This is a genomic window from Exiguobacterium sp. UBA6309, assembly GCF_002439205.1.
GTDB lineage: Bacteria > Bacillota > Bacilli > Exiguobacteriales > Exiguobacteriaceae > Exiguobacterium_A.
This window is the reverse complement of the sequence record NZ_DJTL01000031.1, coordinates 58213-72020: the sequence shown is the minus strand read 5'-3', so window position 1 is coordinate 72020 and position 13808 is coordinate 58213. Positions and strand designations below refer to the sequence as shown.

Here is a 13808-nt window from a genome sequence, read left to right as displayed (position 1 = left end):
AGTTATGTCCCAGCCTCTTTTTATCATTCCATATCAAGTGAATAACGCAATGCTGTTTGTGTTTCTTTCAATGAATCGTCTGTCGGATGCCAATAGTAAATTCCGTCTCCCTCTTTTCCACCTGTTCCTTCAAGCTTCAAGTTCTTTTGGTTACGGAAGGCATCCATATAATCGAAAGCCAGTGTACGCATCGGCTTGAACGAAACGTTCGTTTGAGCGTTCTTTCCGACGACATCCATGATCGCATTGAAGTTTCCGACTGATACATCGGATGACAATTTGTTCGCAACTTGGGCAATGACTTCCCGTTGTCGCATCTGACGACCGAAGTCGCCACGTGGATCTTCGTAACGCATCCGTGTAAATTTCAATGCGGCTGCTCCATCTAAGTTATTTTTCCCGACAACAAAATGCGTTCCTTCAACAGTAAAGTCGATATCATTATTGACCGTCACCCCACCGACTGCATCAACTAGCGACGTGAACCCTTCCATATTGATCTCTGCATAGTAGTTGATCGGGATATTGAGGAATTTTTCAACCGTCTTGATTGCCATCTCCGGTCCACCGAATGAATACGCATGGTTGATTTTATCATTTGTTCCTTTTCCGACGATATCAACCTTCGTGTCCCGGGGAATACTGATCAATCGACTTTCATTTCGTGTCGGGTTCAATGTCATGACCATGATTGAGTCACTACGCCCGCGCTCGCCTGGACGTTGGTCGACACCAAGTAATAGTACCGAGACCGGCTTTTGCTCTTCGACGACTTTGTCTCCCGTATTCTTGACGGGTGATTGAATTTTTTTGACCGTTTGGTCGACTTGATAATATGTATAGCCGATGAATCCGCCGACACCGACGACGAGGACAAGTGCAATCAATAGCATGATTTTCAGTGGCGTCCAGCGTTTTTTCACCTTACGTCTTTTTTTGACTCGTTCCAACTGCGTCCATTCCCTTCTGTGTTTTGCTTCTTGTTAATATCGGTTATGTATAAAAAGACTTACAGTCCGAGTATAACGAAATTTGAGAGGGATTTGTCAAAAACGGGAAAAGATGAAAAAAAGAGCCTATCGTTCAGATAAGCTCCTTCGTTCATTAGAGTGATGTTTGACTAGCTACTTTATAGGTTTTCTTCTCATAATCATAGTTCAGAATGACGAGTTTACGTTGTGTTGTCGAAGTCGGAAATACGTACGTTTTTGAGAGCGCTTTGATTCCGAGTCCATAATCCAGTTCTTGTTTCGATTGAATCGATGTCCAGTCAATCGAGTCCACTCCTGTCCACTCACCAAGACCAGTTCCAGATAATACTGCATCCAATTGTTTCTCCGTCATTCCCGTCTTGATTTTCTTTCCTTTTAGCAGTTTCATCTTACTTTCACGCGCACCTGAGTAACTGTCAACACGAAACAGATCTAACGACTTTCCTGTCAGACGATAAACTGAGCTGTTCTTTTTCGTCATGAACTGGAAAATAGACATATTCGTAAAGTTCTTTTCATCAGTGAACGTGTATGCCGTTGTTTTTTGACCTTGTGAAACGGTTGTATACTCTGCTTTTTTCTTTAGTACCGTCGAACCACTCTTTTTCGTCAGTTGTTTCTTATAGTCTTTTCCATAGATGACTTTTGCTGCTTGCTCGATTGTCATCCCCGCTTTTAATGCGGTATAACGGTCGGTGACTTTCGTTTCGTCTTTCGTCGCTGAAGAGGCTGCTCCTCCAAATAAAGTCGTTCCTGCGAGTACTGTTGCTACTGCAACTTTCGTAAATGTCATTTTCATGTTCCTATCTCCTTTTTAGAATGTCTCGTGATTTTCAATAACGTAGGCTTTCTTTTTCGTGTCATAACTCATCTCAATGTAAACACGTGATTTCGTCGATTTTTGGAAGACATACAATTTTCCTTTAAACGCTTCAATCTCATAGTCTTTGATTTCTTTCGCACTGAAGACGCTTCGTGCATCTTCCTCAAGCAATCCAGCCCATTCCCCAAGACCAGACCCCGAGAGCACACCATCGAGTTGTTTCTCCGTCATTCCCGTCTTGATTTTAGCGCCCGCGTTTAACTTCCGTGTACTCTCTCGGTATTCGGAATATGTATTCCGTCCCATTTCGACTTGTTTTGAAATAAGACGATACACGGAATCGTTCTTTTTCGTCATGAAACCGAGCGACATCAAAGTCGGAGGAATCTTTGCCTTCCGATCATAGATTTCGTAATAAATTTCTTTACGCTTATCTTCAACGTCCTTAAACTCTTCTTTCGTCTTCAATACTTGTGAACCGCTTTTCGTCGTTAATTGTTTTTTGTAGTCTTTGCCGTATAAGACTTTTGCGACTTGCTCCATCGTCATACCCGCTTTGAGTGCTGTGTATTGATTCGTTGCTGTCGTCTCAACTTTCGTTGCAGCAGATGCTGTTCCACTAAAGAGTGTTGATCCCGCGATGATCGTCGCCACCGTGATTTTCATGAATGTTGTGTTCATATTCCAAGCTCCTTTTTAATACTGACTATGATTTTCGACACGATCCACTTTTGTTCATTTGTTAACTGGACGTACTTCGTTAAAACTCTGGCGCCGTATCGTTCGGTCCTACTATACGGATATTATCTACGACAAACTTTTTTCGTTCGTGACTGTAGGCGAAATTGATTTCTTTCCACTTATTTTTTTGTGAAGTCGGAAATATATAGGTCTTGATCCGATACAATTCCTGAAAGCCCCGACGAACTTCCTCTTTCGAATAGCCTGACGTCGTATTCATATTGGCAACAGTCGTCCAATGACCTAGTCCTTTGCCCGTGAGCATTGCGTCGATTTGTTTTTCCGTCATTCCATTTTCCGGCTTCGCACCTTGTTTCAGCTGACGTGTACTCTCACGGTACCCCGTCGTTGACTTCCGCTCGATGAAAACGCCTTTAATGACCAATCGATAGACGTTACTTCTTTTCTTTGTCATGAAATGCAGGACAAGGCTTGGACCTTGCTTCACGGAGCGATCCTCCATCACTTGAATCAATTGCTTATGCCCTTCTTCGACTGTTTCGTCATTGATCGGCACGCGTAAAATCGTCGGCTGTCCTTTCCGATATCGAATGTGTTTTTCGGCTTCTTTTCCATAAAGTGTTGTAGCGACCTGCTCGATTGTCATCCCATGCTTTAAGTCCTTATACAATTCTGTTAAGCGCGTTTCTTCTTTTGTTGCTGCTAATGCTGTATCCGGAACTAAAAACGCTATCGCCAATAGTACGATCACCAACACTTTTCCGAGTACTTTCATCGTTTGATCCCCTCTCTTTATTTCACGAGCTGAACGGCACGATCAGCATTCAAGCGACCGTATCCGTACGTCGTGTCACGACCTTTTTTGCCGAGGTCTTCCGCTGACTTGCGGAGGATCGATTCGACGTCCGTCACCTTGATGCTCGGCTTCAAGCTATAGAGGACACTCGCGACGCCTGCGACATGCGGTGTCGCCATCGACGTGCCACTCCAAAAGATCGATTCGCCATCTTGCAGGTAACTCGCGATGTCTTGCCCCGGTGCGACGAGATCAAGCCCCTCACCATAGTTCGAGAACGAAGCCCGTTTATCCGATCGGTTTGTCGCCCCGACCGAAAAGGCATATTTCGATCGTGCCGGATAGGACAGTTTCGACGCCCCTTCGTTTCCGGTCGCCGCCGCGACGAAGATCCCTTTCTTGCGCGCTTCCGCCAAGGCATCTTCAATCGCCAGGGAAACACCGCCACCGCCAAGACTTAAGTTGATCACTTTCGCCTTTTGTTTCACGGCGAACAGAATACCTTTCGCGATATTCGAGTTCGACGCATAATTATTACGCGAGATGACTTTAATCGGAATGATGCTCGCCCGGTCGTTGATTCCCGTCATCCCGTAACCATTGTTCGACGCTGCGGCGATGACACCGGAGACGTGTGTCCCGTGCCCATGATCGTCATAAGCGAGCTGGCGCTTATGAACGAAATCGTATCCGAGATCCATCCGGACACGTCCGGCGAAATCCGCATAGGTCGGATTGATGCCCGTGTCGACGACCGCCACGCGAACGGTTGAACGTGATTTGTTGGCAATCCGCTTGACCATCGCGTGATAACCGATGTCCGCTCCCTTAACGCCTCCACGCTGCCCGGTGTTTTTTAATGCCCACTGGACGGACTGGAAGGGATCGGTACTGAGTAACTTCATCGGTTGATCGAGTTCGACGTACCGGACGCCCTTCGTTTGTTCAAGTTGGCGTTTCGCCGCCATCGCTTGAATGAAGCTGTTGTAGGAGAACTTCTCGAGTCGTAGCGTACTGTCGATCGTTTCATGATGAGCGGCGCGCGACGTCCGTGATAACGTGCTCGCTTTCGTCGCCCCGTTCAGACGGACGACGAGACTCGTCGCTCGTCCAGTTGTTGCCGATTTGGTCGCGTATTCACGAATTGGTTCGAGGCGTTCGAGCTTATAGGGAATCGTGAACGCCTTATTCTTCGCTCCCGTCACTTCGATGTATTGTCGCCCACTCCACGTCAGTGGGAAAAAGAGTGTCTTTTTACTGTTCGCGTACCGCGCGTACGGATCTTTTTGTTTATATTCCATCTGTGACGTATAGACGGTCGCTTTCTTTGAAGCATCGAAGGCGAACTTCAAGTGTGTTCCGCCGGCAAGATAGGTTTTCGTATCGAAATAGAACAACGCTTTCCCACTTGCATCGAACTTTCCTTTGATATAGCCTTTTTTCGTTTTCGCTTCGATGGCTGGCACTTTTTTAGCCGTTGTCGCCGCTTCCGTCGTATCCAACGTATATGTACTAAATGCACTCACGAGGAGAGCGCTGACGATGACCTTTTTCATTTGATTTCACTCCTTATCGTTGTATCCTTTTTCATTATAATGGAAAAAATTGATTTTTCTAGTTCTTTTCACCTCCATCAATCGATGAATGGCCGAAAAAAAGAAGCCCTGTCAGCACAGGACCTCTTTAATGATTTAAGGAATCAGTTTGACGGCGCTATCGGCGTTCAACCGACCAGCACCATAGCTCGTATCATAGCCTTTTTTCCCGAGATCTTTTGCCGATTTCTTGAGGATGCTTTCGACACTGCTTGCCTTCAAAGACGGCTTCAAACTGATCAAGAGACTCGCGACACCAGCGACGTGTGGCGTCGCCATCGAGGTTCCGCTACCGTACAGCAACTCCCCATCTGCGAGGTAACTTGGAATCGAGACACCCGGTGCGACAAGGTCGAGTCCCGTCCCGTAGTTCGAGAACGAGGCTTTCGTATCTTTTCGTCCTGTCGCCCCGACCGACAAGACATATTTCGAACGAGCCGGATAAGCAATCGTTCCACGCCCTTCGTTCCCGGATGCCGCAACGATCAAGATGTTCTTCTTGACCGCTGCGGCTAACGCCGACTCGATCGATTTCGAAGAAGAACTACCGCCGAGACTCATGTTGATGACCCGAGCACCTTGTTTCGTCGCATGCTGAATGCCTTTGACGAGTCCTGACACTGAACCAGCGCCTGAGTCATCGAGGACCTTGATCGGAATCAACGTCGCCATCGGATTGATGCCAGTCATCCCGTATGTGTTATTTCCACCCGCCGCAATGACCCCCGCGACATGCGAGCCATGTCCGTTATCATCCCAGGCGCTCTTATCGCCATTGATGAAATCATAGCCAAGATCCATGCGGACTTTCCCTGCGAAGTCGGCGTAACTCGGATTGATACCAGAATCAAGGACTGCGACTTTGGTTGCAGATAACTTTTTACCTTTGATCCGTTTTTGCATGGCGACGAAACCGATATCCGCCCCTTTGAGACCTTTCTTTTGCCCCGTATTCTGCAGCGACCATTGATATTTCTGATAGGCATCGACTCCGAATGCTTGAATTGGTGCATCGAACTCCGCGAACGCGACAGCTGATGAGCGTTCGAATTTCTGTTGCGCTGCTTTCGCTTCCGCATAGGAAGCATAGACGAGTCGCTCGATTCGAAGCTCTGACGCGACCGACTCTACTTTTAAGGCGCCGAAGGCTTGCGCTCGCATCGCACCAGGGCGCGTCTGCACGAGCAGTGCCGGTTTGACCGATTGAACGGCTGCCGTCATCGATTCCTCGATCGGTTCGTAACGTGAGATATAGGCAGGAACGGAGTAGCGGTCGCCCGGATACCCTTCGAGCACTAAGTACTGCCGTCCACTCCAACTGAGCGGGAAGTAGAGCGTATCATCCGTGACTTGGTAATAGCGATTGTAGATCCGTCCCGCTTCAGCGTCCGCTTTGCTCGCGAACATCGTCCCGTACGTGTTGTAATCAAGCTCGAACTCGAAGTGTGTACCTTTCGCGACAAAATCCTTCGCGTCAAAATACCAGACTGCTAATCCTTTTGAATCAAATCGTCCTGTTAAGGCACTCCCCGCTTGTTTCGAAAAGGCTGGTACTTCTTTTGCTTTCGCCAATGTCGCAGGACGAATCGCCTCTTTTTTCTCGATTGCATTGACCGGTACCGTACTAAAGATCAAACCAAGTGCTAGACTCCCTGCTATCCATGTGCGCATCATCGTTCCTCCCTCTAGGTCTTTCTTACTAATACCCGGATTAGATGGAATTATGTGGAATATAGTGAAACATTGACGCAAATCAAAAAAAACACCACTCTCGCGTTGAGAGTAGTGTTTGATGTTACTTGACGGTGACTGTGAATGTTTTAACGACTTTGTAGTTACCCGCTGTCGTGTACGTGACACGAATCGTCGTTTTGCCTGCTTTAATGCCTCTGACGTTACCGCGTGACGAGACTTGTGCGACTTTTTTGTTTGCTGACGTATACTGAACGGATTTGATTTTATCCGTTGCTGAAGTATAGGCAATCCGTGTCGTCTGGTTCTTCTTCAGTGTTGCTTTTGAGGCTTTCAGCGTGACGCTGTTCGCTTTTGTTTCGATCGGTAAAACTGTTTTTAAGACAAAACCGTCTTTTAACGTGACAGTTGCTTCCACTGTCGTCTTGCCTGTTGCTTTACCTGTCAGGCGACCTTTTGAATCAACTGTCGCTTTTTTTGTATCGAGGACACGGTAGCGTGTCGAAGCGATCGCTGCTTTTGAGTTTGCGATTGTCGTTTTCAAGTTCAACGTTTTCCCTTGATAGACGGCACCGGCTTTGATCGTTGCGACTGGTGCTTTTGTTGCTTGCGGAACGAAGACGCCGACGTAACCGTTGACTTCAGCCGTCTTGATTCCTTTGACTGGAACCGTCAAGATACCGTTCTTATCTGTAACGAGTTTCGTGTTCGTGACGCCACTTGCATCAACGAAGACTTGGTTCGCGTGTGTTTTACCCATGTTGACTGGAATCGTCGTATTTAGACCTGCATTTTTCCCGATGACGGTCGCGACACCTGTGTTACGGTCTTTTCCGAAACGGACGCTTGAGATCAAGTCTTTACCCGCTTCTTTTGACGTGTTCGATGTGTGGTAAGCGACGTGCTGTTTACCGTACGCATACTGCTTACGGACTTTTAGGAGATTCGTGATTTCGTCATAGTACGGTGTCGTCTTCGACATGTACGATGCATCCGTCTGATAGAGATCACCGTAGTAGACCGTTGGGACCGTGTTTTTGTTCGAAAGAAGGAACGCGTATTGTGCAACGACGTTTTCCGTCGAGTATTTCTTCGTTGGACTTGCGAGCTCTTTGTTGTAGATCGCGAGTGCTTTTGCTTCATCTTCTTTGTTATAGAGCTTCTCGAACGACTTCGGCTCGCCGTCTTTTCCGTACTGCGTATTCGTTTTGATGCCGTACGTATCAAGCATGATTTGGTTGATGCGGTTTTTCTCTTGGTCATGGTTGTTGACGAATGACCAGTTCGCTTGAACGTTCGTCGCCCCGTCACCTTCACGGTTAACGACTGAAACTTTCGCTAAGTCGCTGAGTGCACGTTTGTTCGAAGACGTAAGTGCTGTGCGAAGCGTGAAATAGAGCTCTCCGTCCATGACGAGTTGTTCGTTATTGTTGGCTTTCATGTAAGCATTCTGTTCTGTTTTATAGCTCTCAATGTAGCTAAGGTAATCTTTTTTACCGAAGTGCGCTTTTGATACTTCTGCTTCTGCATTCAAGATTCTCGTATCATAGTGTGATGCTGCATCGATTCGGAAACCGTCGAACTTGTATGTTTCAAGCATCCACTTCATCCAGTTCTTTTGTTCCTTGATGACTTCTGGGTTCGAGTTCGCCAGGTCAACACCGATCAAGAACTCATCGTTGTTCGTCATCGTTTTGTTGTATGCCTGCGTTGGGAAACCAGTCTCATCGACGAAGAGGAACTGATCTTCGGTGTCGATGCCTGAGTTATCGTTTTGGTATGAACGTTCTTCTGATCCATAACCATACGCAGCTTGTGTCTTCATGTATTCTTCCGTCAACGAAGCGATTTTTTCGTTTTCCTTTGAAGTAAGCAAAGCTTCTTTTGTTTCGAAGCCATTTTGTTTCATGTACTCGAGATATCCTTCATCCTTCGCATATTGCGAAAGCATCGGCTTCCAGTTCTCTGGTGAGACTTCATACCAGCCATCTGCTGCGAGGTACGTATCGACGACATTCAAGTTCTGTGTCTTCGCTGCGTCAAGCAACCATTCTGGTAAGTAGTTCTTCGCATCGTCTTTACCGAAGTAACGGTATGGTTTCCCGTCTTTGTCCGTCATGACGCGGCCCACACCCTGCCCTTGTAGCGATGTCCCATTGATGAACGATTTGTTCCACTCTTTGAGGTAACCGTATTTTTCTTGTCCCATACCGCCACCTTTTGTATAAGCGAGGTAAGGCGTTGCGAGGGTCTTCGTTTTTTCTCCGCCTGTGTATGGGTTCGCGAACGGCTCACCTGAGTTTGTCGCACGACGAACGAAAACAGCTTCACGTTTGTTGAGACCGAGCATTTGGTTCGGAACGAGATCCATCTGGACTTTGATGTTGTCGTCATGCAACATGTCGACCATCATCTCGAGTTGTGTGGCTTTACCGTATTTCGTCGCAACCGCTCCACCTGGTCCTTGTGGGAATTCACCGAGGTCATAACGGTCAGCGATTGCATAGCCTTCCATGTAACGTGCCATATCGAATGAACGATACGCAGGTGGCAACCATACATCTGTTACACCCCACGAGTTGAGCAAATCACCTTTTTTAGCAAGCGTCCGGTACATATTGCTTTCGTACGGTTGATACAGGCTGAAGCTTTGGAAAATAACGCGATTGTCGAGTTTTTCACTTGGTGCGAAAGCCTTTGCGCTTTCTGGTGCATACGTTAGTCCGCTTGTCGCGACCAATGCCGCAAGCAAACCTGTCGAGACTTTTTTCGTCTTGTTCATGAGTCTAATCTCCCTTTGAGTAATATATATTTCTGATTATTTATACCTAAAATTCCAAATGACATAACATAATTTAACATCTTTTTTCAAAGTAAAGACAGTTGTATTTTTTAAAAATAGGTAAATGAATTTATCTAAATGCAATCGATTGCGCTATTTTGTCACAAAAAAAACTCTCCCTACCGAAGTAGGAAGAGTTTTTCATTGCTTAGTTCAATCCGAGAAGAACAGCTTTCTCGTAACCACCAGTCAAGACAGAGTTGTCATACGACTGAAGATCTTTGTTGACGACGATGACGTTCGATAACGTTTTCAGCGTACCAGCTGGAACTTTGATCTTCACGATATCAAGCCCGTTCGATACGATGTCATCTGAGTCAGCAAGCGAAATCGTTGTTCCGACCGGAAGTGCTTTTCCGTTCAGGACATAATTCGCTGTACTTGTCGCATCGTACATACCAGAGTACTGAACGCCCTCTGTGAATTTGATGCGAATGACATCTTTCTCGTTTTTCTCATTAGCAGTGACCTTAAGGATTTCAAATGGTGATAAGACTGGTGTTGGTGGTGTTTTCATGAGTTTGAAATCATGTGTCGCTGTCGCAACTGTGTTGCCGACATCATCCGAAAGTGATTTGACGACGACTTTCCACTCTTCACCGTAACCTTCCATGTCAACAAGCTTTTGTAGATTCTCGTTTGCTGCGACGCGGAAGTTTTTGTCTGTTGTATCCGTGTAATTAAGGACCGAACCATCGATTGTAACGATTTTTCCGTCTTTGTTTTTACCAATGAATTCAACAGTTGTCTTTGGAGGTAAGACTACACCATCACTATTAATGAGTGGCGTGTTGTACTCATCGAGATCGCGGATTTTAACAGGCTCACTCATCATAACAACGAAATCATTACTTGGTGCTAAGCGATCAATCGTGTTAATCTCAGCACTCTTCAGATCTGGTGAATTAAGAGGAGACCCATCATAGTTCAAATCAAGCACGAGTGCGTCATTCTTCTCTCCATTCGCTTCAGCCTGAATCGCATCTTTCGCGAGTGTGATGCGGAATTTATCGTTGTAGTAGTTTTCTTTCGTGTTGACGGTATCATAGATTTCCGTCCAGTCCTTCATCAACTCGATGACTGCTTCGCCCGTCTCTTTGTTATACGACGTGACGTCGACATATTTGCTGAAGTCTTCATATTTCTTCGTATTCGAGTTGTAACGCTCAAACTTCAATTCATTATCAAGCAATGCTAAGATGTTCGCTTTTTTAAGACCTTTACTGAACATGATACGGAATTGTTCAGGCGACTCAACTACAACACCAGCTGTCGGTTTAACCGTGTCTGCTGCAACTGTGAAGTCAAGGTTTTGAGTCGTACCGATATTCGTTTCATCAGAAAGCGCTGCATAGTCGTAAATGCTTGATACTTGAAGTGAGTGTTTACCCGCTGCGAAGTAACCTTGTTTAAGACCTGGATAGTTATCTTTTAAAGTGATTTTGACTGTATCGCGGCGATCGACACCCATTTTATTATCAAATCCATAATGGAGGACGTCGAAGTACTTCCCGCCGTACTGACCGTCGATTTTGAAATCAGCCGTAGCAACAGATTCAGAGAATTTCACTTCGAGTTGATTCAACCCTACAGCCTTAACAGAAGTGACTTCAGGCTGACGAGCATCTGTTAACTTGAAGCTTGCTTTTGATTTGACTTCTGTATCCGTGTTGCTCGTGATTTTCGCTGTCAGCTTAACGACTGCGTTATCTTGGAGTGGTGTTTCTTTGTCCAAGATCAACTCGAATGCTTTTGGATTCGAAGGAACTGCTTTGACACCGATGACACGTTTTGTTCCCTCGAATTGTTCGATTTGGATGTTATCGTTTGCGAGGTAATCTTCTTCATGAAGACCTTGCATGACTTTATTGAGTCCAAATGATTTAAGAAGAAGTTCACGTGAGACGGCTTTATCGAGGAAAATCGTCACGCGATCTGCTTGGTTCGACTCAGCTGCAAGAACATTGATCATCTCAATTGGAGCAGGCGTCACAGCGATCGTGCTGAATTTGACTTTCGTTTCTCCAGCAATCTTACCGATTAGGTTTTTGTAGTCACCAGCTGCCGTTTCAATGATTTCTGCTTTGATGATTGCTTCTATATCTGTATTACTGAATTCAGACGTCAACAGAACCGTCGCTTTACCGTCTTGGATCGTGACACGATCTTTCGCGAGAGCACCGAATGATGTCGATAATTTCAAGACGATATCATCTGCATTTTTATCCACTTCACCAGTCGCTTTGTTTTTGAGAGCGAATGTCACTTCAGTGTTATCTGCTCCGTTCGCAACGATTGTCGAAGCTTTTGGTGATACTTCTAGCATCCAGATATCTTCAACACTTTGTGTCATGAAGCTGAGCGAACCGAGATCCTTCGCGACGCCACCGACCATGATCCCTTTCGCGTCAACTGAGTAGTCTTTGCCATACTCGAGTCCTTCCACTTCAAGAACAGCTGATTTCTTGTCTGGGCTAAGTGTCGCGGATTTAACTGTCGCACCTGCGATTTTGAAGTTGTCTGCTGTGACAGAGTCAACGGCACGCGAGAATGAAACTTCGACTCTCTCTTTGCCGATTGCTTTTGCTGAAGCGAGGACTGTGCTTGCAATCGTGAAGTCCATCGCAGTTGATTTGACAGCGCCGACTTTGACGACATAGCTGTGTGTTCCTTCTGGAATACCACCTTGCGATGCCATGAACTTCCCTTTCGAGAGCGTTCCTTTTGCTACGATTGGTGTAGCTGACATGTTTTTGCCTGGGTAGATCAAGAGTTCTGCCTTCGCGCCCACTGCTGGGTACATGACGTCTGCTTTGACTGAAAGCTTCTGATCATCAACGCTTCCCATGACGTTCGAGATGTTTGCTGCCTTAACTTCGTAGTTGATGTAACCTGTTACGACAGAGTTAGCACCTTTGTACGTGTAAGCTAATTTATATTTGCCTGCTTTTGAAGTCGATGGAGTTTTGAGGTTGAACTTGCTAATTGGGCGCTTGACGATGATACCTGATTTGTATTGAACGTTGATTGTGCTTGGCAATTGAACTTTTCCGCCAACAGCAACCGGTTCGAGGACTGGTTCGATGATATCTACGACATAGTTTTGAAGTTCGACTTTAAGAACTGCTTTCTTCGTCGTACCGGCTACCTTACCGTAGAGAACTTGGTATTTGTTGATGTATTTCTTTTCGAATTTGACAGAACCGCTCCACTTGACTGAGCGCATCTCGTACTTACCGTTTGAAAGTTTGACTTTGACTTTCGTCGGAAGCGTCAATTTCTTGACTGCGTATTTCGAACCACCTGCATGTTTCATCAAGATTGGAGAGATGTATTTAACCGAGACCTTCGATGCTGCATCAGCAGCAACCGGAGCTACGACAGACGCCGTGACTGCAAGCGCAGCTGCAGCAGCGTACAATTTGTTCGTTTTCTTCGAATAACCCATGTTTACTATTCCTCCTCTTTTCTAACAAATCAAAAGCGAAAATCCCAATTTTAAATCTACAATATAAGTAAAATATAGAAATATTTTACTTTAGAGCAGTCAAAAAATTCTTTAGTCGTCTTAGGAGGAGTACGTTCTGTTTCACGTGCGATCATTCGTCTATCATCAAGACGATCTATCCGTGATTCATATGTATCCGATTGGGATGAACTAAAGACACTGCCAAAATCGCTTCAAAAAGCCATTTTTATTGTAGATTCGTGCATTCCACCATTTCGTTTTTGAGAATCGGTAAGAATGCTACACGTCAAATATACAAAACTAGGAAAGACGCCACAATAGATTTTTTGTAAAAAATAGGTGAATAGTAGTAAGGTAAAATATATTTATATAGGCTGTACATGGAAATTAATTTTTGGATTTACCTCCTTAAAGAAAACGCTTACATTATATTAAATTTTTGTCTTGTTTTCGTTTTATTAAAATAAAGTTTGGTTTCATGAAATGAAATGATCCGCTTTTTCGATCGCTCGAAGAAATGATTCACGATGTAGACGATGCACATCATCGGCCCACATCTCGATTTTTGATCCACGTCGTTTGAGTTCAATCGGTAATCCACGACCAATCCAATCAAGTTGACGTTGCAAGACATGACGCTTTCGTCCGTCCTGTCGCTCCGCTTCCGTGAACTGGCGCAAGTACTGAAGGACATAACCGAACCCAAACTCAATCGGAATCCGCAGCTCCGCTCCCTTGTCTCGTATCCGGATGATGCCCGCCCCGTAATGAATTGCCCGGAACAACTCCTCATTGATACGCTGATACCAGGTGCCTTGCGTCAGACAGTGCGGCTCTAGCGCTCCTTTTTTACCACTCGGTAAGACTGCGAAATAATCAATGACCATTCGTCTGCTC

General features: G+C 45.6%; 9 protein-coding genes. All 9 read right to left on the bottom strand.

Annotated elements, in window-relative coordinates:
• Window positions 1-23: 23 nt before the first annotated feature.
• The gene (locus B3M90_RS10945; RefSeq protein WP_231925659.1) at window positions 24-923 is read right to left on the bottom strand and encodes an LCP family protein; all 900 of its coding nucleotides are present in this window, start codon (window positions 921-923) and stop codon (window positions 24-26) included.
• Window positions 924-1104: 181 nt separating this feature from the next.
• A complete protein-coding gene (locus tag B3M90_RS10940) occupies window positions 1105-1791 on the bottom strand; it encodes a hypothetical protein (protein ID WP_290784086.1) in 687 nt (228 codons plus the stop codon).
• Window positions 1792-1806: 15 nt separating this feature from the next.
• The gene (locus tag B3M90_RS10935; RefSeq protein WP_290784084.1) at window positions 1807-2496 is read right to left on the bottom strand and encodes a hypothetical protein; all 690 of its coding nucleotides are present in this window, start codon (window positions 2494-2496) and stop codon (window positions 1807-1809) included.
• 79 nt (window positions 2497-2575) lie between these two features.
• Window positions 2576-3292 carry a hypothetical protein gene (locus B3M90_RS10930; RefSeq protein WP_290784082.1) on the bottom strand — a complete coding sequence of 239 codons (717 nt, stop codon included), beginning with the start codon at window positions 3290-3292 and terminating at the stop codon, window positions 2576-2578.
• 17 nt (window positions 3293-3309) lie between these two features.
• Window positions 3310-4869 carry a S8 family peptidase gene (locus tag B3M90_RS10925; protein WP_290784080.1) on the bottom strand — a complete coding sequence of 520 codons (1560 nt, stop codon included), beginning with the start codon at window positions 4867-4869 and terminating at the stop codon, window positions 3310-3312.
• A 135-nt stretch (window positions 4870-5004) separates the two neighbouring features.
• Window positions 5005-6579, bottom strand: a complete 1575-nt coding sequence (locus B3M90_RS10920; protein ID WP_290784078.1) for a S8 family peptidase — start codon at window positions 6577-6579, stop codon at window positions 5005-5007.
• 124 nt (window positions 6580-6703) lie between these two features.
• Window positions 6704-9382 (bottom strand): glycoside hydrolase family 70 protein, encoded by a 2679-nt coding sequence (locus B3M90_RS10915; protein ID WP_290784076.1) that lies wholly within the window; start codon window positions 9380-9382, stop codon window positions 6704-6706.
• Between the two features lie 208 nt (window positions 9383-9590).
• Window positions 9591-12890, bottom strand: a complete 3300-nt coding sequence (locus B3M90_RS10910; protein ID WP_290784074.1) for a hypothetical protein — start codon at window positions 12888-12890, stop codon at window positions 9591-9593.
• Between the two features lie 497 nt (window positions 12891-13387).
• Window positions 13388-13798 carry a hypothetical protein gene (locus tag B3M90_RS10905; protein WP_056064263.1) on the bottom strand — a complete coding sequence of 137 codons (411 nt, stop codon included), beginning with the start codon at window positions 13796-13798 and terminating at the stop codon, window positions 13388-13390.
• Window positions 13799-13808 lie beyond the last annotated feature (10 nt).

Bases quoted from the DNA above. Each gene is read 5' to 3' on its own strand.
- B3M90_RS10915 (WP_290784076.1), bottom strand. From the start codon at position 9,382: ATGAACAAGACGAAAAAAGTCTCGACAGGTTTGCTTGCGGCATTGGTC.
- B3M90_RS10930 (WP_290784082.1), bottom strand. From the start codon at position 3,292: ATGAAAGTACTCGGAAAAGTGTTGGTGATCGTACTATTGGCGATAGCG.
- B3M90_RS10940 (WP_290784086.1), bottom strand. From the start codon at position 1,791: ATGAAAATGACATTTACGAAAGTTGCAGTAGCAACAGTACTCGCAGGA.
- B3M90_RS10925 (WP_290784080.1), bottom strand. From the start codon at position 4,869: ATGAAAAAGGTCATCGTCAGCGCTCTCCTCGTGAGTGCATTTAGTACA.
- B3M90_RS10905 (WP_056064263.1), bottom strand. From the start codon at position 13,798: ATGGTCATTGATTATTTCGCAGTCTTACCGAGTGGTAAAAAAGGAGCG.
- B3M90_RS10920 (WP_290784078.1), bottom strand. From the start codon at position 6,579: ATGCGCACATGGATAGCAGGGAGTCTAGCACTTGGTTTGATCTTTAGT.
- B3M90_RS10910 (WP_290784074.1), bottom strand. From the start codon at position 12,890: ATGGGTTATTCGAAGAAAACGAACAAATTGTACGCTGCTGCAGCTGCG.
- B3M90_RS10935 (WP_290784084.1), bottom strand. From the start codon at position 2,496: ATGAACACAACATTCATGAAAATCACGGTGGCGACGATCATCGCGGGA.